Genomic DNA, 20499 nt, shown 5'->3' on the forward strand with positions numbered 1-20499 from the left:
GTCCAGGGGACGGCAGTCTTCGGGCAGGGCGGTGGCCATTCCGTCCAATCCGGCGCGCGGGGCGGCGAGCCCCCGACGAGGCGCTACCCCCCGGCTTCGACCCTCAGGTCGCGGGCCGCGCGCGGGCGAGCAGCGCGTCGAGCCGTGCCAGGGCCTCGCCGAACACGCTGAGAAGCTCGTCGGCGGCATCGGTGAGGGCGGGAGGCGCGTCCTCGAACAGCATCGTCACCAGCAGGGAATGGGTCTCCTGCCTGAAGGCCCGCACCAGATCCCGCAGGCCTCCCAGGGCGGCACGGTCAGGCGCCTGCGACCGCGAGAGCATCTCGATCTCGCCGCGGAGCGCGTCCCATCCGGCGCGGAGCCTTTCCATGACCTCTCCGAACAACCCGATCATCCCAGGCCCCACATGTCCCCAGTGGGCAGGCCCTCGGAGGAGCCGCCGACATCCCGTTCCGGTCTGATAACGGTGGCGACTGGCCCGGTCCACCCTGGCGCCGGACACGGCGGCGGGCCTCGGCCACGTCCCGCCGGTCGGTCCCCGGCTTCCGACCCCGGGTCGCTCCTTGGCGGAGGCCCGCGTCACGCCGCGTGCGCCCGCCGACAGGGGCCCGTCACGCGTTCCGCGATGGATCGGCCAGCGGCGTGGCGAGCTCGCGCGCGACCCGCCCCGGGTCGCGGGTCCAGGGCCGGGCCTCTCGCTCGATCATGCGCCGGACCTGGGGTGGCCAGGCCCCGCGATGGAGGCGCCTCAACGTCTCGAAGACCTCGGCGTCGTCGCGGGTCAGCCGCGTGTTGAGCCGCTGGTAGTCGTGCCAGGTGGGCGCGTGGTAGCGTTCCACCCAGAGCGACGGGTCCGCGAGGTCGCGCAGGAGCATCCAGTTGTGCGCCCCGTCGCGGCGGCGGATGCGCCGGCGCTCGGCCATCACGCCCAGGAACTCCGGCAGGTCGGCCTCGGCGACGTGCCATTCGACGGCGACCACCACCGGGCCCGTGCGACCGTCCACCGGCACGGCCGTCTCCGGCGCGGCCCAGGACCGGAGCGGCCCCAGATCGCGCCCCTCGGCATCGGCCAGCGGCCGCACGAAGCCGATCAGGGTGCAGCCGACCAGGACCGCCCCGGCCGAGAGCAGCGCGACCCGGAGCCCCTGCCCTTCGGCCACCGTGCCCCAGAGCCAGCTTCCCCCGGCCAAGCCCCCGAAGGCGGCCATCTGGTAGAGGGACAGCGCCCGCGCCACGACCCAGCGGGGGGTCGACATCTGCACGGTGACGTTGAAGCTCGACAGCGCGAGGACCCAGCCGGCCCCGGTCAGGAGCAAGGCGCCCAGGGTCAACGGCAGGAACCCGCTCAGCCCCGCCGTGGCCGCCCCTGCGGCGAAGCCCAGCGAGGAGACCCGGACGAGCTTCTCGGTGGAGAGCCGTGCCCGCAGGCGGGTGCTGACCAGCGCCCCCGCGACGGCTCCGACCCCGAAGGCCCCGAGGAGCAGGCCGTAGGTCAGGGGACCGCCCCCGACCAGTTCGCGCGCGATGAGCGGCATGAGGGCGTTGACCGCGCTCGCGCCCATCCCGAACACGAAGGCGCGGAGCAGCACCACCCGGACGGCCGGCGACAGCGCGACGTAGCGCGGCCCCGCCAGCATCGCCGCGCCGAGCGGCTCGGGCGGGAGGGTGGCCACGGTCGGCTCCGGCCGCCACCGGGTCAGCACGGCGATCAGGCCGACATAGCTCACTGCGTTGATCGCGAAGGCGGCGGCGGCGCCCGCGAGGGCGACGATGGCGCCGCCCAGGGCCGGGCCGACGCTTCGCGCGATATTGAAGCCCATGCTGTTGAGCCCCACCGCCGCCGGCAGGTCGCCGCGCGGCACCATGTCCCCGACCGAGGCCTGCCAGGCGGGATTGTTCAGGGCGGTCCCGCAACCGATCAGGAAGGTGAAGAGAAGCAGGAGCCAGGGTGTCATGAAGCCGATCCAGGCCACGATCGTGAGCAGGGCCGAGACGACCAGCATGAAGGCCTGCGCCGTCAGCATGACCCGGCGTCGGTCGAAGTTGTCGGCCACCGCGCCCGAGAACAGCGACAGCAGCATGATGGGCAGCGTGGCCGAGGCCTGGACCAGGGCCACCATGCTGGCCTGCGGGGCGATGGAGGTCATGAGCCAGGATGCGCCCACCGACTGGATCAGCCCGCCGAAGTTGGAGGCCAGGCTCGCCAGCCATAGCGCGCGGAAGACCGGGTGGCGGAGGGGTGCCAGGACCGCTGATCGGGGCGGCGCTTCCGCTCTCGTCTCTGCCATGCCCCTGTGTCCCTGAACCGGTGCCGGAACGCACTGGGCCACCCGGCTAAGCCGCCCCGCCCTTGTCGGCAAGTCGGCCTCGACGGCGTGGCCCCCGCGCAGCCTGTCACGCAACCCCGCTCCCGCAGGCGGGTTCCACATTCGGTCCATGACAAAGGACTCCGGATCCCGCGGCACGTCCGTGCGACTGCCGATGGACCTCGCGTCAACCTGCTACACATATGATCGGAGTTGGAATCTTCCGCCCGGTGCCGTAGTGGAACAGAACGATCTAGGGTTGCAGGCGGTGAAGGATTGACTACCTGCAGTTTAGTTCTCTTCGACTTGCGAGGGCCGAGGTGACTGCCAGGAGGAAACCGAAGTCGTCGCCGGGCCACGAGAAGCTCCTCTATTTTCTGATGCTCCGGCAGATCGAGGCCGAGTCGGACCTCGTTCGTGCCGCCTATGAACGCCTTTCCGACGCCGCCTCGGGGGCCGAGGGCTGGGACCTGCGGACGGTGATCCTCGACTGGCTCGAGGCGGAGCTGCGGCACCTGAGGACGGAGGCCAGCGACACCAAGGCCGTGGCCGCGGAGCTGCTGAGAGCCTCCGTGGCCCTGGCGAACGCCCTGAAGCAGTGATCGCCTGCCCGGTCGCCGCGTGATCCCGTCCGTGGGTCCAAGGGGCGACTCGACCGGCCCTTCCCGCCCTGGGGCTGACCGGCGGGCGGATCCTGGTCGCGTGGCTGGGACCGAGACCTTGGTCGGTCCGGGCTTGCCTTGCCACGGCGGCGCCCGCGGGCGATCATCCGGGCCAAAGGGAGGGCTTCCATGACCCAAGCGGCCGGAGGCGGGCTGTCGGTCCGCCACCTGAGTCATTCCTTCGGACCGCGCCGCGCGCTCGACGACGTGTCCTTCGAGGTGGCGCAGGGAGCCTTCTGCGCTCTCCTGGGGCCGAACGGTGCCGGCAAGTCGACGCTCTTCGCCCTGCTCACGCGGCTCGTCACAACGCCGCAGGGCGAGATCGAGGTGGCCGGGGTGAACCTCGCCCGGCATCCGCGCGCGGCGCTGGCGCAGATGGGGGTGGTGTTCCAGCAGCCGACGCTGGACCTCGACCTGACCGTCCGGCGGAACCTGCGCTACTTCGCCGCCCTCCACGGGCTTTCGGGGCGCGAGGCGGAGGCGCGGATCGACGCGGCGCTCGAACGGCTCGACATGGCCGAGCGCGGGGGCGAGCTGGCGCGGAGCCTCAACGGCGGGCATCGCCGGCGGACGGAGATCGCGCGCGCGCTGATCCACAGGCCGCGCGTCCTCCTCCTAGACGAGCCGACGGTGGGCCTCGACGCCGCGAGCCGGGCGAACATCACGCGGCACGTCCATGACCTCGCCTCCGACATGGGGCTGACGGTGCTCTGGGCGACGCACCTGACGGACGAGGTGTGGGCGACGGACCGGCTGGTGATCCTGCACCGGGGACGCGTGCTGGCCGACTCGGTCGCCGGCCGGGTCGCCGGGGACCGGCCCCTGACCGAGGTCTTCCTCGCCATGACGGGAGCCGAGGCGTGACGGCGCAGACGCAGGAGGCGCAGGCTGCGCAGGATCGGGATGCCGCGACCCAGAGGCCCCGCACCGCCTGGGGCACCTCGCTCCTCGCGATCGTGGAGCGGGAGGCGCTGCGGTTCCTGGGGCAGCGGGGGCGGTTCTTCGCGGCGCTGGTGCGGCCGCTGGTCTGGCTCCTGGTCTTCGCGGCGGGGTTCCGGGCGGCGCTGGGCCTGTCCATCATCCCGCCCTACCAGACCTACATCACCTACGAGGTCTACATCGTCCCGGGCCTCTGCGGGATGATCCTGCTCTTCAACGGGATGCAGTCGTCGCTGTCGCTGGTCTACGACCGCGAGATGGGGTCCATGCGGCTCCTCCTGACCTCGCCGCAGCCGCGCTGGTGGCTGCTGTTTTCGAAGCTCGTGGCGGGGACCTGCGTGTCGATCCTGCAGGCCTATGCCTTCCTCGCCATATCGGCCGCGTTCGGGATCGTCATGCCGTGGCTGGGCTACATCCTCGTGCTGCCGGCGCTGTTCGTGGGGGGGCTCATGCTGGGGGCGCTGGGCCTCGCGCTGTCGAGCTTCGTCCGGCAGTTGGAGAACTTCGCGGGCGTGATGAACTTCGTGATCTTCCCGATGTTCTTCCTGTCCTCGGCGCTCTACCCGCTCTGGAAGATGGAGGAGAGCTCGCAGCTCCTGCGCGACATCTGCGCCGTCAATCCCTTCACCCACGCCGTCGAGCTGATCCGCTTCGCGCTCTATGCGCAATTCAACGGGTGGGCGCTGCTCTGGACGCTGGTCGCCACCGTCGCCTTCGGGGTCTTGGCGCTCTGGGGCTACGATCCGGCGCGGGGGACGACGCGGGCCGGGGGGTAGGCCGGGCTCGAGTCCCGACCCGGGGCCGAGGGCGCAGCTTCCCCTACCCCGCCGGGCGGCGACCCAGGGACAGGATCACCATGACAGCGGCGGGTTAAGATCCGGTTAACGGCCGAAGAGAAAATGCGGAGGACGCGCGGCCAGCCGGGTCACGGGCCTAGACCAGCGTCGCGGGCGAGCCCTCGAGCCGGACGATCCGCTCGCCCAGGCGCTCGGCCTCGGCCCGGACATGGGTCACGAGGAGCACGGCGGGGCGGGTCTCGGCGATGAGGCTCTCGGTCAGCGCGATCATCTCCTCGGCGAGCGCGGGGTCGAGCGAGACGAAGGGCTCGTCGAGGATCAGGAGCTCGGGCCGTCCGACGAAGGCGCGGGCCAGCGCCACGCGCCGCTGCTGCCCGAGCGAGAGCTGGCCCGGATAGTCCCCCGCCTTGGCCTCCAGCCCGACCCGGCGCAGCATGGCGCGCGCGGATTCCTCCGGCAGGCCCGGATGGGTCAGGGTGAGGTTCTGCAGCACGCTGCGCCAGCGCAGGAGCGTGGGTTCCTGGAACACGATGGCGATGTTGTCGGGCCTCTGGACCTCGCCCTCGAAGGCGCGGTCCACCCCGGCGACGATGCGGAGGAAGGTGCTCTTGCCCACGCCCGAGGGGCCGAGCACCGCCACCCGCTCGCCCGGGGCGAGGTCGAGGCGCAAGCCCCGTAGGACCTCGGTGTCGCCGAAGGCCTTGCGTCGCACGTGGATGCGGATCATGCGGTGCGCCAGCGACGGACCCGCGACTCCCAGGGGCGCAGGAACGCCGCCTCGACCAGCAGCATCACGACGACGAAGGACAGCGCGTAGATCAGCACCATGCCCACGTCGAAGAGCTGGAAATACATGTGGATCTTGAAGCCGATCCCGTTCGAGCGGCCCAGGAACTCCACCACCAGCACGATCTTCCAGATCACCGCGATGCCGCCCCGGGCGGCGGCGGCGATGTAGGGGGCGAGCTGCGGCAGGACGACGTGGCGGAGCCGGGCGAGGCGCGGCATCCGGTAGACGCGCGCCATTGCGTCAAGCTCCGGGTCGAGCGAGCGCGCGCCCTCCCGCACGATGGTCACGACGTTCGGGATCTTGTTCAGCGTCACGGCGGTGATCGCCGCCGTCTCGTTGAGGCCGATCCAGAGGTAGCAGAGCACGACCAGCACGAGCGCGGGCAGGTTCAGGAACACCACGAGCCAGGGGTCGAGCCAGCGGTCGGCCTCCGGGTTCGTGCCCATCAGCGTGCCGATGGCGATGCCGATCGACATGGCCAGGACAAAGGCCCAGGCGACGCGGACCAGCGTCTTCCAGAGGTGGAAGGGCAGCTCGCCCGAGGCGATCTCGTGCCAGAGCGGCCCCAGCAGCTTCCACGGCCCGGGCAGGATGGTCGGGTCCGCCGTAAGGGCCGCCCCCACCACCCAGAGCCCGAGGATCGCCGCGAGGGAGACGAGCCGTGCCGCCGCGTCCCGCGTCATGTCACTTGGACAGGTCGAGGAAGAGGCTCTCGGGCACCGAGGTGGCCTTGCCCACCAGCTCCTCGCCGCCGAGCTGCGCCATCACCTGCAGCATCCGGTTCGCGGCCTCGGTGTCCACCGGCCCCTCGGCCGGGATTCCCGCGCGGAAGCCGGCCCTCAGCGCCTCGAACTCGGCGTCGTTGTCGGCGTTCATCATCGGCCGGATGCCGTCCCAGGCAGCGTCCTGCATCAGCAGGTCCTTCGCCTGCCGCGAGGCCTCGTAGAGACCCTGGACGAGGTCCGGGTGCGCCTCGGCGAACTCCCTCTTCATGTAGTAGGTGAGGAGCGGCGTGTTGGGGTCGAGGCCCAGCGCCGTGGCGGCGTCGGTCACGGACATGAGCTCTCGCATCCCGTTCGCCTCCATCTTGGCGAGGAAGTGCCAGAAGTTGATCGCCGCGTCCGTCCCGCCCTCCAGCGCCGTCTTGTAGATCAGGGGCGGCGCGCCGAAGACCTGCTCGGTCTCGGAGGCGAGGTCGAAGCCGTATTCCTGCTCGGTGTAGGCGCGCAGGATCAGCCAGGACTTGTCCAGCGGGCCGCCGGCGATGCCGATGCTGTGGCCCTTGAGGTCCTCGAGCGTCTGGTAGGGGCTGTCGGCCTTGACCACGATCCCGCCCACGGCGGTCGAATAGGGGAAGGCCACGTAGTCCTTGCCGCCGGCGTTCTGCTCCGCCACCCAGATCCAGTCGGCGACCGCCATGTCGGCGGCGTCCCCCTCGACGGCCACCCGGGTCGCCCCGTTGTCGGCGAGCTTCAGGAGCTCGAGGTGGAAGCCGTTCGCCTCGTCGAGGCCGTTGTCGATGATCGTCTGGAGCTCCCAGTTGAGGGTGCCGCTCTCGAGCGTCGCCGCGCGGATCGTCGGCAGGTCCTGCGCCGCCACGGCCTGCGCCGAGAGCGCGACGGCGAGGCCCGTCGCCAGGTTCCGTAGGATGGTCATGTCATTCTCCCCCTTGTCCTTCAGCCTTGCGGCAGGGCGCCCGGCGAGGATGCCACCGCCCGCCAGGTCCCGCCATTCGCCTTTCGGCCTACACCTTCACCTTCACTCTGGCGCGACCACGACCCCCCAGGGCTGCTGGCCGACCTGCACGGACCGGACCACCTCCTGCGCCTCCACGTCGATGATGGACACGTCGTTGGAGTTGCCGTTGGTCGTGACGAGGAACCTCTCGTCCGGCGTGAAGGCGAGCTGCCAGACCCGCTGGCCGACGAGGAGATAGTCCAGCACTTCCCATGTCGCGCCGTCGATGACCGCGACTCGGTTCGAGGGGCCCAGCGCCACGAAGACGCGGCTGCCGTCCCCGGTGATGCGGATGCCGACGGGCTGGATCAGCTCGGGTTGATGCCGGGGATCTCGAAGCTGATCCTGTGCAGGACCTCGCCGGTCGCCGGGTCGATCACGCTTACCGTGCCGCCGATCTCGGAGCTGACGTAGAGCAGCTTGCCGTCCGCCGTGAACTGCGCCACGCGCGGGCGCTGGTCCACCAGCGTGTTCTGCGTGATCTCGAAGGTCTCCGTGTCGATGAAATGCGCCATGTTCGTCGTCTCGGAGGTGTTCACGAGCGTCTTGCCGTCCGGCGAGATGCCCATTCCTTCCGGCTCCACGCCCACCGGGATCTCGCCCACGATCTGCCCCGTCTTCACGTCCGTGACGGTGACGAGGTTGTCGTCCTCGTTCGCGATGTAGAGCGGGTTGCCCGAGGGATGGAGCACGAAGAGCTCCGGGTCGGGGCCCGAGGGCAGCGTATGGGTCTCCTCGTAGGTGTTCGGGTCGAAGACGCGGATCATGTCGTCGTCCGAGGAGGCGACGTAGAGCTCCGAGCCATCGGGCGCGACGGTGATGCCGCGCGGGCGGTTCCCGGCGGGGAACTCGGCCAGCACCTCCCAGGTGTCGCTGTCGAGCACGGTCACGGTGTTGCCGCGTTCGTTGGAGACGAAGACCTTGTAGGCCTGGGCTGGGGCGGCCAGCCCCAGGAGCAGGACGGCGGCCGTCGCGTGTCGGATCATTCCGCTCCTCCCCCAAAGGCGGTGCATTTCGATTCGGGCCGGTCGAGCCCCAGCGTGTCGAGCGTCGAGACCGGGTGCAGGAATCCCTCCTGCGGCGAGACGCTGACGGTGATGCGCCCATCGGTCAGCAGGATCGGCTGGCGAAGCTGCCCGTTCCAGTCGCGGAAGGTGAGCGGCTGCCCCTTGAAGGCGCCGACCTCGAAGTCGGGGCCGAGCGCATAGTCCCGGATCGCCTGCGGGTCGGCCGAGCGGGTGCGCGTCACCGCCTCGCCCACCACGCGGAGGGCGAGCCAGGCCTGGTAGTCCTCCTCGCGCATGGGGCGATGGGCCAGGGCCTCGAAGCGGTTCTGCATCTGCGTGGCGCCCCAGCTCTCGTGCGCGGGGTGCCAGGTCACGGGGCGCAGGCCCGCCGAGCCGGTGACGGGCCGGGCGTCCCAGGTCTGGAACGGCAGGTAGGCCGCGAAGACGTCGCTCGCGTCGGCCGCGACGACGACGTCGTGCCGCCTCGCATCCTGGGTGAAGAGCGGGATCTGTTGCTGCACCTGCGCCTGACCCGTGTCCGTGACCCGCGCGCCGCCCCGGTCCTCGAACTCCCGCTCCTCCGCGATGGTGGCGCCGAACTTCTCGGCCGAGGCCTCGTAGGCCTGCGCCAGGGCGAGGTCCTCGGGATGCGAGCCGTGGATGAGGAACCACCTCTCCCAGCGCTTCCAGACCAGGAACTGCGCGAGGGCGTCCGTCAGCATCCGCTCGCTCGGCGCGACGTGGAGGACGTTGGCCCGACAGTCCTCGCCGCGCAGGGATTCGTCGGTGGCCTCGGCGTTGAGGATCAGCATTCCTTCCGGCGCGGAATCGGCAAAGGCCAGGACCTCGTCCCGATGCGCGAGCACGACCACGATGCCGTAGCCCTCCGTGACGAGCTGGTCGAAGGCGGCCTGCGCCTCCTCCGGCGCGACGGCGACATCGTGGACCGCGTAGGTGTCGCCCAGGAATCCGCCGGTCGTCGCATTGTCCTCGGTGGCGAGCTCCGCCCCCGCGAAGCCCAGGTCCTCGGGCGGCAGGTCGAGGCGCGAGATCGGCAGCAGCCCCGGATAGTCCACCCGCAGCACGGCGGCGCGGACCTCGGCGGAGGAGGCAGGCTGCGCGGCGGCAAGGCCGAGGGCGCAGAGCGCGGCGACCCGCCTCAGCACCGGCGCACCCCGCTGGCCCGCGCCGGAGCGCGGCCTATGTCCGATCCAGCTTCCAACGGGTATCGCAATGATGAAGTCCCTTTCCTTCGCGGCCGCCTTGATCTTGGCCCTTCCCGGGGCGGCCCCGGCCCTGGAGGCGCTGAAGCCCGGCGCCAAGGTCGCGTTCTTCGGCATCCACTTCATCGACACCTCGACCGAGGGCGCGATCAACGGCGTCCGAGCCGACGAGACGGCGCGGCTCGCCCTCCTGGAGGAGGAGGTCCGCGACCGGTTCCTTGCCGAGGGGTTCGACCTCGTGGACACCACGCCGGTCGCCGAGGAGCTCGGGCGCACCCAGAACCCGGCGCATTGCAACGATTGCGAGGTCCGCATGGCCGAGAGGCTCGGCGCCGACTATTCGCTCGTGGGCGAGGTCCAGAAGGTCTCGAACCTGATCCTGTCGATGAACCTCGCGCTGCGCGAGGCGGACACGGGAGACCTCGTGCGGATGCTGGCCGTCGACATCCGGGGGAACACCGACGAGTCCTGGCTGCGCGGCGGGCAATACATCCTCGACAACCACGTCTTCGCCGAGGAGTGACCGGACCAGACGGGGCGCCCTCACGGCCGCACCAGCGGCTCGGCCCGCTCGGTCGGGAAGCCCGCCCCCGCCCAGCCGTCCGCGCCGCCAGGGAACCAGAGGACGTTCCGGTAGCCCATGGCCAGGGCGCGCTTGGCGGCGTTCCAGGACATCCAGCAGTCCTGCTTGCAGTAGAACAGGACCGGACGGGAGGGATCGCCCCCGGTGACCTGCCGCAGCCCGTCACCGAAATACCTCTCCTCCTCGGTCGAAAGCGCCTCGTAGCCGACGTTCGGCAGCCATGTCGCGCCGGGGATGCCGTCATGGGCACGCTCGTGCCAGATCGTGCCCTCGGGCAGGTTCCCGGGCTTGGGCTCGCGCGGGAGGACGTCCACGAAGGCCACATCGCCCGCCTCCCAGAGCCGATGCGCCTCCTCCGCGTCCACCGTGGTGGCGCCCGCGAGGCCCCCGGGCACCGGCGCCGCGTAGGGCGCGCCGCGATAGCCTTCGGGCTCCGGGACGGTCTCGGCCATTGCGGCCACCGGGAGCAGGACGGCGAGGAGGAGCGCGGCGCGCAGCACGGACCCTAACCCTCCGGCTTCAGTTCGGTGCCCATGTCGTTCAGCAACGGCACCCCGGCATCGCGCAGGATCGCGTCGATCTCGTCCTGATGGCGCCGGATGAGGGAGTTGAGCTGCCGCTTCCAGGCGTCCTCGCCCTGCCGCACGCCCATGGTGATCCGGTAGGACAGGCGCGGCTGCGCGGCCTCGTGGAGCAGCGGGACAGCCGTCAGGTCGGGGTGGCGCTGCTTGACCATGGGTCCGGCGATCGGTCCCCACATCAGCGCCACGTCGATCGCGCCGGATTCGAGGTCGGCGATCATCATGTCGGGCGGAGAGTCGTATCGCCGGTCGGCGAAGAGCTCGTAGGACTTGATGTTGCCGAGAAGGCCGAGCCGCGCAAGGTGCGTCGCGGGCGGGCTCCCCGCGACGAGGCCGATCCGCGCGTCCTTGAGCCGGGGATCGGACAATTCGGCGACGTCGGCGAAGGGGCCGTCCGCCTTGGTGACCAGGACATGGGTCGAGGTCATGTAGTGGTTGGTGTTGAGCACCGTCTCGGCGTCCTGGGCATAGCCGATGACCACGTCGCAGCGCGCCGCGTTGAGCGTGTTGCGGATGAACCCGGTGGACATCGGGTACCAGACATACTCGACGCGCCGGTCGAGCTCTCGCGCGAGAAGCTCGGCGATCCTGTTCTCGTATCCCGACCCGTCCTCCGAAGAGGCGGGCCAGGCGGCCGGATCGGAGCAGACGCGGAACGCCGTCGTCGAGACGAGGTCGGCGGTCTGCGCGCCCGCCGCGCCGGCCAGGACCAGGCAGAGCAGGGCCGCGAGCGCCCGCTCAGGTGCCCATGCAGGCATTCTCGTCCTCGCGGATCACGTCGGTCTTGTCGTCGTGCTTGGCGGGGCGCCCGCGCGGGATCGCGTCGGTGCCACGGGCCCGGAGATAGACGTAGATGTCGTCCAGGTAGCACATGACGTTCGCGTTGTCGCCGAAGGCGGGCATGACGTTCTCGTGGCCGCCGCCGACGTTCTGGCGCCCGCCCGCGACGATGCCGACGAAGTCGTAGTAGTCGAGCCGCATCACGGAGTTCTTCAGGGCGGGCGCGTAGCTCGACCCTTCGCCGTCCGGCCCGTGGCAGACGTGGCATTCCGAGTGGTAGCGGCGGTAGCCCGAATAGGTGCGCCAGTCGACGGTCCCGTCCTCGGCGATGTGGAAGGTGGGAATGTCCTCGGCGTTGAAGTAGCGGCCGTCCTCCTCGCGGGCCACGGCGGTGTCCGGGGCCGCGGCCGTGTCCGCCTGCTGCGACCAGCCGACCGAGGCCGTGAGCATGAGGATGGCGAGCACGGCGCCCGGCGAGCCTGGTTTGCGCATGTTCATGAGCTCCTGCTGTCGTGAAGGCCGGCGGGGGACGCCCCCGCCGGCGTGATTTGCATGGTCCGATCAGTCCGGCAGCGCGAAGACGGTGAGCTGCCCGCCCAGGGCCGTGAAGTCCCGCAGGCCGGCATAGCCGCCCACGGCGCCCAGGCCCTCGGTCGGGTTGGTCAGGCCCGCCGCGAGGCCGATCCCGGCCCATCCGCCGATCCCCGAGAGGACGGCCACGTACTGCTTGCCGTCATGCTCGTAGGTGTTGATGTTGCCGATGATCCCCGAGGGGGTCTTGAAGCGGTAGAGCTCCTCGCCCGTGGTGGCGTCCACCGCCTTCAGGTAGCCTTCCAGCGTCCCGTAGAAGACGATGTCCCCCGCCGTGGCGAGCGCGCCCGACCAGACCGAGAACTGCTCGGGCAGCGACCATTTGATCTCGCCCGTGGTGGCGTCCCAGGCGATGAAGTTGCCCATGCCGCCGTGGCTGTTCGGCGCCGGATACATCGAGAGCGTCGCCCCGACGAAGGGCTGGCCTGCGGTGTAGCTGACGCGGAACGGCTCGTAGTCCATGCAGACGTGGTTCGTCGGCACGTAGAACAGCCCCGTCTCCGGCGAGAAGGCCGCCGGCTGCTGGTCCTTGGAGCCGAGCGCGGCCGGGCAGATCTGGGTGACGTTGGTGTCCTCGCCCCCCTGCGCGGTCGAGTAGTCGGCGACCACCTGCGGCCGGCCGAACTGGTCCGAGTTCGGGTCCATCACGACCTCGGTCGCCCAGTTGACGGCCGGATCGTACTTCTTGGCGACGAGGAGCTCGCCCGTCTCGCGGTCCAGCGTGTAGGCGAAGCCGTTCCGGTCGAAGTTGACGAGGAGGTGGCGCATCTGGCCGTCGATCTCCTGATCGACCAGGATGTTCTCGTTCACGCCGTCGTAGTCCCACTCGTCATGGGGCGTCTTCTGGTAGAACCACCGGGCCATGCCGTCGTCCGGGTCGCGGGCCATGATGGTCATGGACCACTTGTTGTCGCCCGGACGCTGCGACGGGTTCCAAGTCCCTGGGTTCCCGGTGCCGTAGTAAATCAGGTCGAGCTCGGGGTCGTAGCTGTACCAGCCCCAGGTCGTGCCGCCGCCGATCTGCCACTGGTCGCCTTCCCAGCTATCGATCGACGAGTTCTCGCCGATGGGCTTGCCCAGGACCGTCGTGTTCTGGGGATCGACGAGCATGTCCTCGTCCGGGCCTGTCGAATACGCGAGCCACCGCAGCTCGCCCGTGGCCTGGTCGTAGGCGGACAGACGGCCGCGCACGCCGTATTCGCCGCCCGAGACGCCGACGAGCACCATGTCCTTGACCGGGAGCACCGTCGCGGTGTTGGTCTCGCCCTTGGAGGGATCGCCGGTCTTGACGCTCCACTTCACCTCGCCCGTCATCGCGTCGAGCGCCACGAGCGTGGTGTCGGCCTGGTGCAGGAAGATGGTGTTGTTGTCGTAGGCCACGCCACGGTTGACCGTGTCGCAGCACATGACCGCGATCACGTTCGGGTCCTGCTGGGGATCGTAGCGCCAGACGATGCGCCCGTCGTTGTTGAGGTCGAGCGCGTAGACGGTGTTCGGGAACGGCGTCGTGAGATACATCATGTCGCCGATCACGAGCGGGCCGCCCTCATGGCCGCGCAGCACCCCCGTGGAGAAGGTCCAGGCCACCTGCAGGTCGCCCACGTTGTCCTTGTTGATCTCCTCGAGCTCGGAATAGCGCGTGTTCGCGTAGTCGCCGGCCTGCAGAACCCACTGCTTGGGGTCGCCCATCATGGTCTGCAGGTCGCTCTGGCCCGCTTGGCCGGCGTCGGCCGTCTGGGTTGCCTCATCGGTCCCGGTGGCGGGTTCGGTTTGCGCCGTCTGGTCCGCCGGGGCCGTCTGGTCCGTCGTAGCCGCCTGATCGGTCTGGTCCGTCTGGGCCTCCTGGGCGAATGCCTGGGCCGCTCCGACTGCGAGGACCGCAGCGGACATCATAAGTGATCTTCTCACCTTTTTCCTCCCTGGGTGGGACTTGGTCGTCCGTTCACTCATCTGGACGGGCGGAGCCTCCACCTCCGCTGGCTGCCACCTGGCGCGGGCTCAGGACATGTCCCGCAGGTGCCGTCCCGAAGATCGTCCTGGCTTACTCCTTCCTGTGGCCCCGGACCCCGATGGTCGCGGGCACCCGGGTCATGGCGCCGCGCGTCCTTTCCCGGATTCGATCTCGCATGGCCCCTCCCGGGCGAGGATCCCTGGAGCGGCGGACACCTCTCGACCTGCCCCGAGCCTCGTCCGCGATGACGGAAGCGGGCGCGTCCGGCACCGCTCCGAAGGGCGCGACGAGGATCGTATCGGCGAAGTTAGTGCTGCCACTCCTGTGCATCTCTACGACCTTGGTATTAGTCCTCTCCCGTCCGGCCCTTCTCAATACACGACGACGCTTCGGACGCTTTCGCCTTTGTGCATGAGGTCGAAGCCCTGGTTGATCTGGTCGAGGCTGAGGGTGTGGGTGATCATCGGGTCGATCTGGATCTTGCCGTCCATGTACCAGTCGACGATCTTGGGCACGTCGGTGCGCCCGCGCGCGCCGCCGAAGGCGGTGCCCTTCCACACCCGCCCGGTGACGAGCTGGAAGGGGCGCGTGCTGATCTCCGCCCCCGCCGCCGCCACCCCGATCACCACCGACACGCCCCAGCCGCGGTGGGCGCATTCCAGCGCCTGGCGCATCACCTTGACGTTGCCGGTGCAGTCGAAGGTGTAGTCCGCCCCGCCGATCGTGTCGCCCCGCCGCTTGGTCAGGTTGACGAGGTGTGCCACCATCTGGTCCGGCGGCACCTCGGAGGCGTTCACGAAGTGGGTCATGCCGAAGCGCGGCCCCAGGCCTCGCGCTCGGGGTTGAGGTCGACGCCGATGATCATGTCGGCCCCGGCGAGCCTGAGCCCCTGGATGACGTTGAGGCCGATGCCGCCCAGCCCGAACACGACGCTCGTGGCGCCCACCTCCACCTGCGCGGTGTTGATCACCGCCCCCACCCCGGTCGTCACCCCGCAGCCGATGTAGCAGATCTTGTCGAAGGGCGCGTCCTCGCGCACCTTGGCCACCGCGATCTCGGGGAGCACCGTGTGGTTCGCAAACGTCGAGCAGCCCATGTAGTGCAGGATCGGCGTGCCATCGAGCATCGAGAAGCGCGAGGTCCCGTCCGGCATCAGCCCCTGCCCCTGCGTGGCGCGAATGGCCGTGCACAGGTTGGTCTTGCGGCTCAGGCACGAGGGGCACTGCCGGCACTCCGGCGTGTAGAGCGGGATCACGTGGTCGCCGGGCTTCACGCTCGTCACCCCGGGGCCGACCTCCAGCACCACCCCCGCCCCCTCGTGGCCCAGGATCGCCGGAAACAGCCCCTCCGGGTCCGCCCCCGACAGCGTGAACTCGTCGGTGTGGCAGATCCCCGTCGCCCGGACCTCCACCAGAACCTCCCCGGCCCGCGGACCCTCCAGGTTCACGTCCATGATCTCCAGCGGAGCCCCAGCCCGAAGAGCCACGGCAGCACGCGTGCGCATGAGGATGTCCTCCCTGTTCCTTCGGGAAGAGCTTCAACACTCCCGTGAGGAGAATTCAACTCCGCCGCTTGGCCACCGCGCGAGCCGTGATAGGATCGCGACCATGACCCAACTCCGCCTTGCCCTCCCGCTCCTCGCCTTGGCTGCGCTTCCAGGCTGCGTCATTCCCATCCCGGTGCCCAACGGCACCCCGGGCGCGATCGTGGTCGACCCGGGCGATTCCTGCGGCGCCCGCGGCCTCCGGCAGTTCGTGGGGCAGGACCGGAGCGTGGTCGAGGGCACGACGATCCAGGGCCCCGGCCCGGTCCGCATCCTCGCGCCCGGCGACATGATCGCCGACGACCAGGACCCGACCCGCGCCAACATCCGCCTGGATTCGGCGGGCAAGGTCGCGGCGGTGGACTGCGGCTGAGCCTCTTGCCCCGCTTCCCTTGATTCGGAGCCGCGCGGAGCCAGACTCTGGCGCGACCCCGAACGGATGAGCCTGCCATGACCCTGTCCCTTCGCGCCTTCCCTGTCCTGGCCGCGCTGGCCCTCGCGGGCTGCGAGGCCCCGGGCGGCGGGACGACGCCACCGGCCGAGGCGCCGCCCGCCCTGGGCGGCGACATGCCGCCACCGGTGCTGCCGAGCCCGGCCGACGACACCTGCGGCGCCTCCCGCCTCACCAGTTACATCGGCCAGGACGCCTCGGTGCTCGACGCGGCGCGCTTCGCGAACCCGATCCGGGTGATCCGGCCGGGCGACGCGGTGACGATGGACTTCAACGCGCAGCGGCTGAACTTCGAGCTGGACGAGCTGGGCGAGGTCGAGCGCATCCGCTGCGGCTGATCCCTCACCAGAGGTTGCGGCCGTCGATCTCCCTTACCGGGATGGCGGCCAGGTCCACACCGTCGAAGAGGCGGGCGTTGATCGACCAGCGCTTCTCCTCGGGCAGGGTGCCGCTGCCGATATGCGCCTCGGTGAAGGCGGGTGAGATGCCGTGGGTCGTGCAGCCGCAGCGACCGCAGAAATGGTGGTCGTTGATCCCGGTCGCGGTATAGCTGCGGTCCTCGGCGTCCGCGCGGACCCGGACCTCGCCGGGCTCGTAGTAGGCCCAGAGCCCGCCCACCTTGCTGCAATAGGTGCAGGTGCAGGCGGTGACGGCCTCGGGCAGGCGATCCACCTCGAGGCGGGTGGCGCCGCAGTGGCAGGTGGCGGTGAAGGGCAAGGCGGTCTCCTCTCGAGATGGGATGCGGGAATCCTCGCACGGGGATGGTGACGGTTTGCGTCAGCATCTCACGGGGCTGCGACCCGCGCCTTGATTTGAGGGCCGGACGGCCCCAGACTCTCTCCCATGTCCATCCTGCCGCCGATCCCCTTTCCGGGGCCCGCCCCCACCGTCGGCCCCACCCAGGTCGCCTTCCACCGCACCGAGTTGAGCGCCATCCTCGCCCTCTACGGGCAAATGGTCGCCGCTGGCGAATGGCGCGACTACGGCATCTCGCACCTGAGGGACGTGGCCGTGTTCGCGGTCTTCCGCAGGACGGCCGAGACGCCGCTCTACCGGATCGAGAAGCGGCCCGCGCTCCGCAGCAGGCAGGGGCAATATGCGGTGATCGGGGCCGAGGGGCAGGTGCTCCGGCGCGGCCACGACCTCGGACAGGTGCTGAGGGTCATCGCGCCCAAGCCGAAGCTGGTGGAGTAGCCCTCAGGGCCGCCGGCGAGCCACGACCTCGCCGTCGCCCTGCGCCCTGATTCGCAGGATCGCCTTGTCCAGGTCCTCGTAGGCCACGGCCATGTGGTGGGCGTTGGCGTGGATCAGCGTCCCCTCGTCCACGGCCATGGCGACGTGACCCTTCCAGAAGAGGAGGTCGCCGCGCCGGAGGAGCTCGCCCTCGGGGATGGCGGCGCCCAGGGCCTGCTGGAGGTCGCTGTCGCCGGGGCAGGCGATCCCGCAGGCGAGGAGCGCCGCCTGCACGAGGCCGGAGCAGTCGATCCCCAGGACCGAGTTGCCACCCCAGAGGTAGGGCACGCCGAAATGGAGCTGCGCCACGGCGGCCGGGTCGGTGAAGGGACGGTCGAGGGGGCGGAGGTGAGGCTTGGGGATGTAGCCCTCGGGCGTTTCCCAGAATTTCCGGCCCTCGGCCTCGACCGTGACCAGAGCGCCGAAGGAGAGGTGCCGGAGGTCGGGGCTCTTCATGTCGTCGTCGCGGTAGAGATGGGTGGCGGGGACGGCCACCCGGTGCGTCGGCGCGCGGGCCGGGCCGAGCGAGACCGCCGTGACGTAGCCGACGTAGCCGTCGCGCCCCGCCTCGACGAAGGCGAAGCCGTCGCGGGTCTCGTAGACCGTGACCGCCTCGCCCCAGAGGAGCTGGCGGTCGCGCATCCCCCCCGGCGAGCCGTCGAGGTCGGCCACGGGGACGGCGACGCGGCGGGGCTCGCCCGCGACGAAGCGGGCGGCCTCGACCTGGCCGCGCAGGCGTTCGGCGGCGACGCGGCCGTTGGCGGGGGTGAGGCGCGAGTCGGTCACAGGCCGAGCGCCTCGGGCAGGGCGGCGAGGAGGGCCCGGGCGCCCATCATGAGGCCGCCCTTGGAACGGCCGGGGGCATTCGACTGCGACCAGGCGAAGATGTCGAAGTGGCAGTAGCGCGGGGGCGCGAAGCGGCGCAGGAACAAGGCTGCCGTGATCGCGCCGGCCATGCCGCCTGAGGGGGCGTTGTCGAGGTCGGCGATGCCGGGCTCGATCATCGACTCGTAGGCCTCGTGGAAGGGGAGGCGCCAGACGGGGTCGGCCCAGTCCTTGCCACCGCGCGCGAGGGCGGTCGCGAGGTCCTCGTCGTCGGTGAAGAAGGGGGCGAGGTCCGGGCCCACGGCGACGCGGGCGGCCCCCGTGAGGGTCGCGAAGGTGACGGTGAGGCCGGGCTCGCCCTCGGCTGCCAGCGCCAGGGCGTCGGCGAGGACGAGTCGGCCTTCGGCGTCGGTGTTGTTGACCTCGACCGTCAGGCCCTTGCGCGAGCGGAGGATGTCGCCGGGGCGGAAGGCGTCGGAGCCGATGGCGTTCTCGACCGCCGGGATCAGGACGCGCAGGCGCAGCGGCAGGCCTAGGCCCATTATGGCCTTGGCGAGGCCCAGGACCGTCGCCGCGCCGCCCATGTCCTTCTTCATGGTGAGCATTGAGGCCGAGGGCTTGATGTCGAGGCCGCCGGTGTCGAAGCAGACGCCCTTGCCGATGAGCGTGAGCTGCGGGCCGTCGCCGCCCCAGATCAGGTCGATCAGGCGCGGCGCCCGATGGGGCGCGGCGGCGCGGCCGACCGTGTGGATCAGCGGGAAGTTCTCCGCGAGGAGGTCGTCGCCCACGGTGACGCGGATCGTGGCGCCGGCCTCCTCGGCCACTTGGCGGGCGGCGGCCTCGAGCTCGGCGGGACCCATGTCGTTCGAGGGGGTGTTGATGAGGTCGCGGGTCAGCCACTCGGCGGCGGCCAGCGTCTCCAGCCGCGCGGCGTCGACCCCCTCGGGGGCGACGAGGCGGGCCTTGGGCGGGGTCTGGTCCTTGTAGCGGGCGAAGCGGTAGCCTTCGAGGAGCCAGCCGAGGGCGCCTTCGCGGAGCTCGCGCTCGGGGAGGTTGCCGTCGAGGCGGTAGGCGCCCTCGGGGAGCTTCGCGACCGCCTTGGCGAGGGCGAAGCGCTCGCGCCCGCGCCTCTCGGGCTTGCCCCGGCCGACGAGCGCGTGGGCAAGGCCACCCTCCCCCGGCAGCAGCGCGACCTCGCCCGAGCCCGCCTTGAAGCCCAGGGTGCGCGCCCAGGCGGCCTGCTCAGGCGGCAGCGCGTCCAGGGCGGCGTCGAGCCCCTCGGGCTCCACGGCGAGGAGGGGGATGGCGTCGGGCGCGTCGGGGGCGAAGCTGGGGGCGGTCATGGGGCCTCGGGTATGGCGGTCGGGCGCAGACCCTAGCCCCGCGCGCCGCCGCCGCAAGCCCACGTTGCGTCCCGGCCGCGATTCGGCCCATATGGCGCCGCTGCTGACGCGAGGACACCGATGCCGATCCGCCCCCTGCCCGAATACCTCGTCCGCCGCTATCATGGTTGGAGGGCCACCACCTACAACGAGAACCGCGCCTGGTACCGCCACCTCGCCGACGAGGGGCAGCACCCGCGCGCCATGGTGATCTCGTGCTGCGACAGCCGGGTGCACGTCACCTCGATCTTCGGGGCGGATTCGGGCGAGTTCTTCATCCACCGCAACATCGCCAACCTCGTCCCCTCGTTCCAGCCGGACGCCGGGCACCACGGGACCTCGGCGGCGGTGGAATACGCGGTCCGCAGCCTCCGGGTCGCGCACCTGATCGTGCTCGGCCATTCGCAGTGCGGGGGGGTGAAGGGCTGCTACGACATGTGCGAGGGCCACGCGCCCGAGCTCGACGAGTCGACCAGCTTCATCGGGCGCTGGATGGACATCCTGCGGCCCGGCTACGAGACGCTGCCGCCGGGCGACGACGCGGAGCGGATCGAGGCGCTGGAGAAGGCGGCGGTGATGGTGTCGCTGAAGAACCTGATGACCTTCCCCTTCGTGCGCCAGGCCGTCGAGGACGGGCGGCTGACGCTGCACGGGCTCTGGCACCACATCCGCGAGGGGACGCTGGAGGGGTGGGACCCGGAGCGGGGGAGCTTCGTGACGCTGTGAGCGAGGGGGGCTTGCCATAGGGCCGGAGCCGGGGGGCTTCGGACCGGGAGGCGGGGTCCCCAAATGAAATCTAATCCCGCGGGGCCTCCGGGTTGCGTGGGCCCGGTGCCAAGGGGCTTGCCACGCCTGTCCGGACCGCCTCTTCGGCGGGCTTGAGTCTATGGAAGGGCCGGGGAGGATCTCCCGTCCTGGTATGTGGGCGGCTCAACGGGGCGCGCCGAAGGGGTGCCTGCTCATGGTCTCCGTGGCCCGGGGCTGGGCCGGGCTCTCTGATGGGTCTGCGAATCAGTATGCCGGAGCGGGGTTAACGAGTGGTGAACGGGGCGTTCGGTGGGGGTGGGGGGGACGCAACACCCCGGGAGCAAGGGGTTGATCCGTCTGCAAAACCACTC

21 protein-coding genes and 2 pseudogenes are annotated in these 20499 nt (G+C 70.7%); 8 read left to right on the forward strand and 15 right to left on the reverse strand.

Annotated elements, in window-relative coordinates; all coding sequences use genetic code 11:
• Nucleotides 1-103: 103 nt before the first annotated feature.
• Both RUMESO_RS07235 and RUMESO_RS07240 read right to left on the reverse strand, forming a co-directional pair.
• The gene (locus tag RUMESO_RS07235) at nt 104-394 is read right to left on the reverse strand and encodes a hypothetical protein (RefSeq protein WP_037279235.1); all 291 of its coding nucleotides are present in this window, start codon (nt 392-394) and stop codon (nt 104-106) included.
• 217 nt (nt 395-611) lie between these two features.
• A complete protein-coding gene (locus RUMESO_RS07240) occupies nt 612-2288 on the reverse strand; it encodes an MFS transporter (RefSeq protein ID WP_037279237.1) in 1677 nt (558 codons plus the stop codon).
• Nucleotides 2289-2626: 338 nt separating this feature from the next.
• Here RUMESO_RS07240 and RUMESO_RS07245 point away from each other — a divergent pair, with 338 nt between their 5' ends.
• The 3 genes from RUMESO_RS07245 (at nt 2627) to RUMESO_RS07255 (ending at nt 4683) form a co-directional block, all read left to right on the forward strand.
• On the forward strand, nt 2627-2908 hold the full coding sequence (locus RUMESO_RS07245; protein ID WP_156362736.1) for a hypothetical protein: 282 nt from the start codon (nt 2627-2629) through the stop codon (nt 2906-2908).
• 189 nt (nt 2909-3097) lie between these two features.
• Complete coding sequence (locus RUMESO_RS07250) at nt 3098-3832, forward strand: ABC transporter ATP-binding protein (protein ID WP_037279239.1); 735 nt, start codon at nt 3098-3100, stop codon at nt 3830-3832.
• Between the two features lie 89 nt (nt 3833-3921).
• A complete protein-coding gene (locus RUMESO_RS07255) occupies nt 3922-4683 on the forward strand; it encodes an ABC transporter permease (protein ID WP_037279378.1) in 762 nt (253 codons plus the stop codon).
• Nucleotides 4684-4840: 157 nt separating this feature from the next.
• Here RUMESO_RS07255 and RUMESO_RS07260 read toward each other — a convergent pair whose 3' ends face one another.
• The 5 genes and pseudogenes from RUMESO_RS07260 to RUMESO_RS07280 all read right to left on the reverse strand — a co-directional run bounded on the left by RUMESO_RS07260 (nt 4841) and on the right by RUMESO_RS07280 (nt 9401).
• Entirely contained in the window at nt 4841-5431 is a 591-nt protein-coding gene (locus RUMESO_RS07260) for an ABC transporter ATP-binding protein (protein ID WP_037279240.1), read from the reverse strand.
• Nucleotides 5428-6177, reverse strand: coding sequence for an ABC transporter permease (locus RUMESO_RS07265; RefSeq protein ID WP_037279241.1), 750 nt, complete (start codon nt 6175-6177; stop codon nt 5428-5430). Before RUMESO_RS07265 ends, RUMESO_RS07260 begins: the two co-directional genes overlap by 4 nt.
• 1 nt (nt 6178) lies before the next feature.
• Entirely contained in the window at nt 6179-7150 is a 972-nt protein-coding gene (locus RUMESO_RS07270; RefSeq protein WP_037279242.1) for an ABC transporter substrate-binding protein, read from the reverse strand.
• A gap of 102 nt (nt 7151-7252) precedes the next feature.
• Nucleotides 7253-8217 (reverse strand): annotated as a pseudogene (locus tag RUMESO_RS07275) (YVTN family beta-propeller repeat protein).
• Nucleotides 8214-9401, reverse strand: a complete 1188-nt coding sequence (locus RUMESO_RS07280; protein WP_037279380.1) for an ABC transporter substrate-binding protein — start codon at nt 9399-9401, stop codon at nt 8214-8216. Before RUMESO_RS07280 ends, RUMESO_RS07275 begins: the two are co-directional and overlap by 4 nt.
• A 70-nt stretch (nt 9402-9471) precedes the next feature.
• Here RUMESO_RS07280 and RUMESO_RS07285 point away from each other — a divergent pair, with 70 nt between their 5' ends.
• Complete coding sequence (locus RUMESO_RS07285) at nt 9472-9984, forward strand: DUF3280 domain-containing protein (RefSeq protein ID WP_037279244.1); 513 nt, start codon at nt 9472-9474, stop codon at nt 9982-9984.
• A gap of 20 nt (nt 9985-10004) precedes the next feature.
• On the opposite strand, the gene RUMESO_RS07290 is transcribed toward RUMESO_RS07285, so the two are convergent.
• From RUMESO_RS07290 to RUMESO_RS07310, 5 genes and pseudogenes are all read right to left on the reverse strand, one after another.
• A complete protein-coding gene (locus RUMESO_RS07290) occupies nt 10005-10544 on the reverse strand; it encodes a PQQ-dependent catabolism-associated CXXCW motif protein (RefSeq protein WP_037279246.1) in 540 nt (179 codons plus the stop codon).
• A gap of 5 nt (nt 10545-10549) precedes the next feature.
• Entirely contained in the window at nt 10550-11383 is an 834-nt protein-coding gene (locus RUMESO_RS07295) for a substrate-binding domain-containing protein (RefSeq protein WP_037279248.1), read from the reverse strand.
• Nucleotides 11364-11897, reverse strand: coding sequence for a c-type cytochrome, methanol metabolism-related (locus RUMESO_RS07300; RefSeq protein WP_211262811.1), 534 nt, complete (start codon nt 11895-11897; stop codon nt 11364-11366). The genes RUMESO_RS07295 and RUMESO_RS07300 overlap by 20 nt, the downstream gene beginning before the upstream one ends.
• A gap of 69 nt (nt 11898-11966) precedes the next feature.
• Nucleotides 11967-13904 carry a methanol/ethanol family PQQ-dependent dehydrogenase gene (locus tag RUMESO_RS07305; protein WP_245639182.1) on the reverse strand — a complete coding sequence of 646 codons (1938 nt, stop codon included), beginning with the start codon at nt 13902-13904 and terminating at the stop codon, nt 11967-11969.
• 414 nt (nt 13905-14318) lie between these two features.
• A pseudogene (locus tag RUMESO_RS07310) lies at nt 14319-15451 on the reverse strand (S-(hydroxymethyl)glutathione dehydrogenase/class III alcohol dehydrogenase).
• 103 nt (nt 15452-15554) lie between these two features.
• On the opposite strand from RUMESO_RS07310, the gene RUMESO_RS24010 reads away from it, so the two are divergent.
• Together RUMESO_RS24010 and RUMESO_RS07320 are read left to right on the forward strand one after the other, a co-directional pair.
• A complete protein-coding gene (locus RUMESO_RS24010; RefSeq protein WP_051521105.1) occupies nt 15555-15863 on the forward strand; it encodes an I78 family peptidase inhibitor in 309 nt (102 codons plus the stop codon).
• A 77-nt stretch (nt 15864-15940) separates the two neighbouring features.
• Nucleotides 15941-16279 carry an I78 family peptidase inhibitor gene (locus RUMESO_RS07320; RefSeq protein WP_037279251.1) on the forward strand — a complete coding sequence of 113 codons (339 nt, stop codon included), beginning with the start codon at nt 15941-15943 and terminating at the stop codon, nt 16277-16279.
• A 4-nt stretch (nt 16280-16283) separates the two neighbouring features.
• Here the strand turns inward: RUMESO_RS07320 and RUMESO_RS07325 are convergent, their stop codons facing one another.
• Nucleotides 16284-16658 carry a GFA family protein gene (locus RUMESO_RS07325; protein ID WP_037279252.1) on the reverse strand — a complete coding sequence of 125 codons (375 nt, stop codon included), beginning with the start codon at nt 16656-16658 and terminating at the stop codon, nt 16284-16286.
• A 126-nt stretch (nt 16659-16784) separates the two neighbouring features.
• Here RUMESO_RS07325 and RUMESO_RS07330 point away from each other — a divergent pair, with 126 nt between their 5' ends.
• Nucleotides 16785-17135, forward strand: coding sequence for a DUF2794 domain-containing protein (locus RUMESO_RS07330; protein WP_037279254.1), 351 nt, complete (start codon nt 16785-16787; stop codon nt 17133-17135).
• A gap of 3 nt (nt 17136-17138) precedes the next feature.
• On the opposite strand, the gene RUMESO_RS07335 is transcribed toward RUMESO_RS07330, so the two are convergent.
• Nucleotides 17139-17960: a C40 family peptidase gene (locus RUMESO_RS07335; protein ID WP_037279256.1), complete on the reverse strand. Its 822-nt coding sequence runs from the start codon at nt 17958-17960 to the stop codon at nt 17139-17141.
• Nucleotides 17957-19342 (reverse strand): leucyl aminopeptidase family protein, encoded by a 1386-nt coding sequence (locus RUMESO_RS07340; RefSeq protein WP_037279258.1) that lies wholly within the window; start codon nt 19340-19342, stop codon nt 17957-17959. Before RUMESO_RS07340 ends, RUMESO_RS07335 begins: the two co-directional genes overlap by 4 nt.
• A gap of 120 nt (nt 19343-19462) precedes the next feature.
• Here RUMESO_RS07340 and RUMESO_RS07345 point away from each other — a divergent pair, with 120 nt between their 5' ends.
• Nucleotides 19463-20107 carry a carbonic anhydrase gene (locus RUMESO_RS07345; protein ID WP_037279260.1) on the forward strand — a complete coding sequence of 215 codons (645 nt, stop codon included), beginning with the start codon at nt 19463-19465 and terminating at the stop codon, nt 20105-20107.
• Nucleotides 20108-20499: the final 392 nt, after the last annotated feature.

It is taken from the genome of Rubellimicrobium mesophilum DSM 19309 (genome assembly GCF_000600335.2).
GTDB lineage: Bacteria > Pseudomonadota > Alphaproteobacteria > Rhodobacterales > Rhodobacteraceae > Rubellimicrobium > Rubellimicrobium mesophilum.

Coding starts and splice junctions, on each gene's coding strand:
- RUMESO_RS07235 (WP_037279235.1), bottom strand. CDS start 394: ATGATCGGGTTGTTCGGAGAGGTCATGGAAAGGCTCCGCGCCGGATGG.
- RUMESO_RS07240 (WP_037279237.1), bottom strand. CDS start 2,288: ATGGCAGAGACGAGAGCGGAAGCGCCGCCCCGATCAGCGGTCCTGGCA.
- RUMESO_RS07250 (WP_037279239.1), top strand. CDS start 3,098: ATGACCCAAGCGGCCGGAGGCGGGCTGTCGGTCCGCCACCTGAGTCAT.
- RUMESO_RS07260 (WP_037279240.1), bottom strand. CDS start 5,431: ATGATCCGCATCCACGTGCGACGCAAGGCCTTCGGCGACACCGAGGTC.
- RUMESO_RS07265 (WP_037279241.1), bottom strand. CDS start 6,177: ATGACGCGGGACGCGGCGGCACGGCTCGTCTCCCTCGCGGCGATCCTC.
- RUMESO_RS07270 (WP_037279242.1), bottom strand. CDS start 7,150: ATGACCATCCTACGGAACCTGGCGACGGGCCTCGCCGTCGCGCTCTCG.
- RUMESO_RS07285 (WP_037279244.1), top strand. CDS start 9,472: ATGATGAAGTCCCTTTCCTTCGCGGCCGCCTTGATCTTGGCCCTTCCC.
- RUMESO_RS07295 (WP_037279248.1), bottom strand. CDS start 11,383: ATGCCTGCATGGGCACCTGAGCGGGCGCTCGCGGCCCTGCTCTGCCTG.
- RUMESO_RS07300 (WP_211262811.1), bottom strand. CDS start 11,897: ATGCGCAAACCAGGCTCGCCGGGCGCCGTGCTCGCCATCCTCATGCTC.
- RUMESO_RS24010 (WP_051521105.1), top strand. CDS start 15,555: ATGACCCAACTCCGCCTTGCCCTCCCGCTCCTCGCCTTGGCTGCGCTT.
- RUMESO_RS07320 (WP_037279251.1), top strand. CDS start 15,941: ATGACCCTGTCCCTTCGCGCCTTCCCTGTCCTGGCCGCGCTGGCCCTC.
- RUMESO_RS07330 (WP_037279254.1), top strand. CDS start 16,785: ATGTCCATCCTGCCGCCGATCCCCTTTCCGGGGCCCGCCCCCACCGTC.
- RUMESO_RS07340 (WP_037279258.1), bottom strand. CDS start 19,342: ATGACCGCCCCCAGCTTCGCCCCCGACGCGCCCGACGCCATCCCCCTC.
- RUMESO_RS07345 (WP_037279260.1), top strand. CDS start 19,463: ATGCCGATCCGCCCCCTGCCCGAATACCTCGTCCGCCGCTATCATGGT.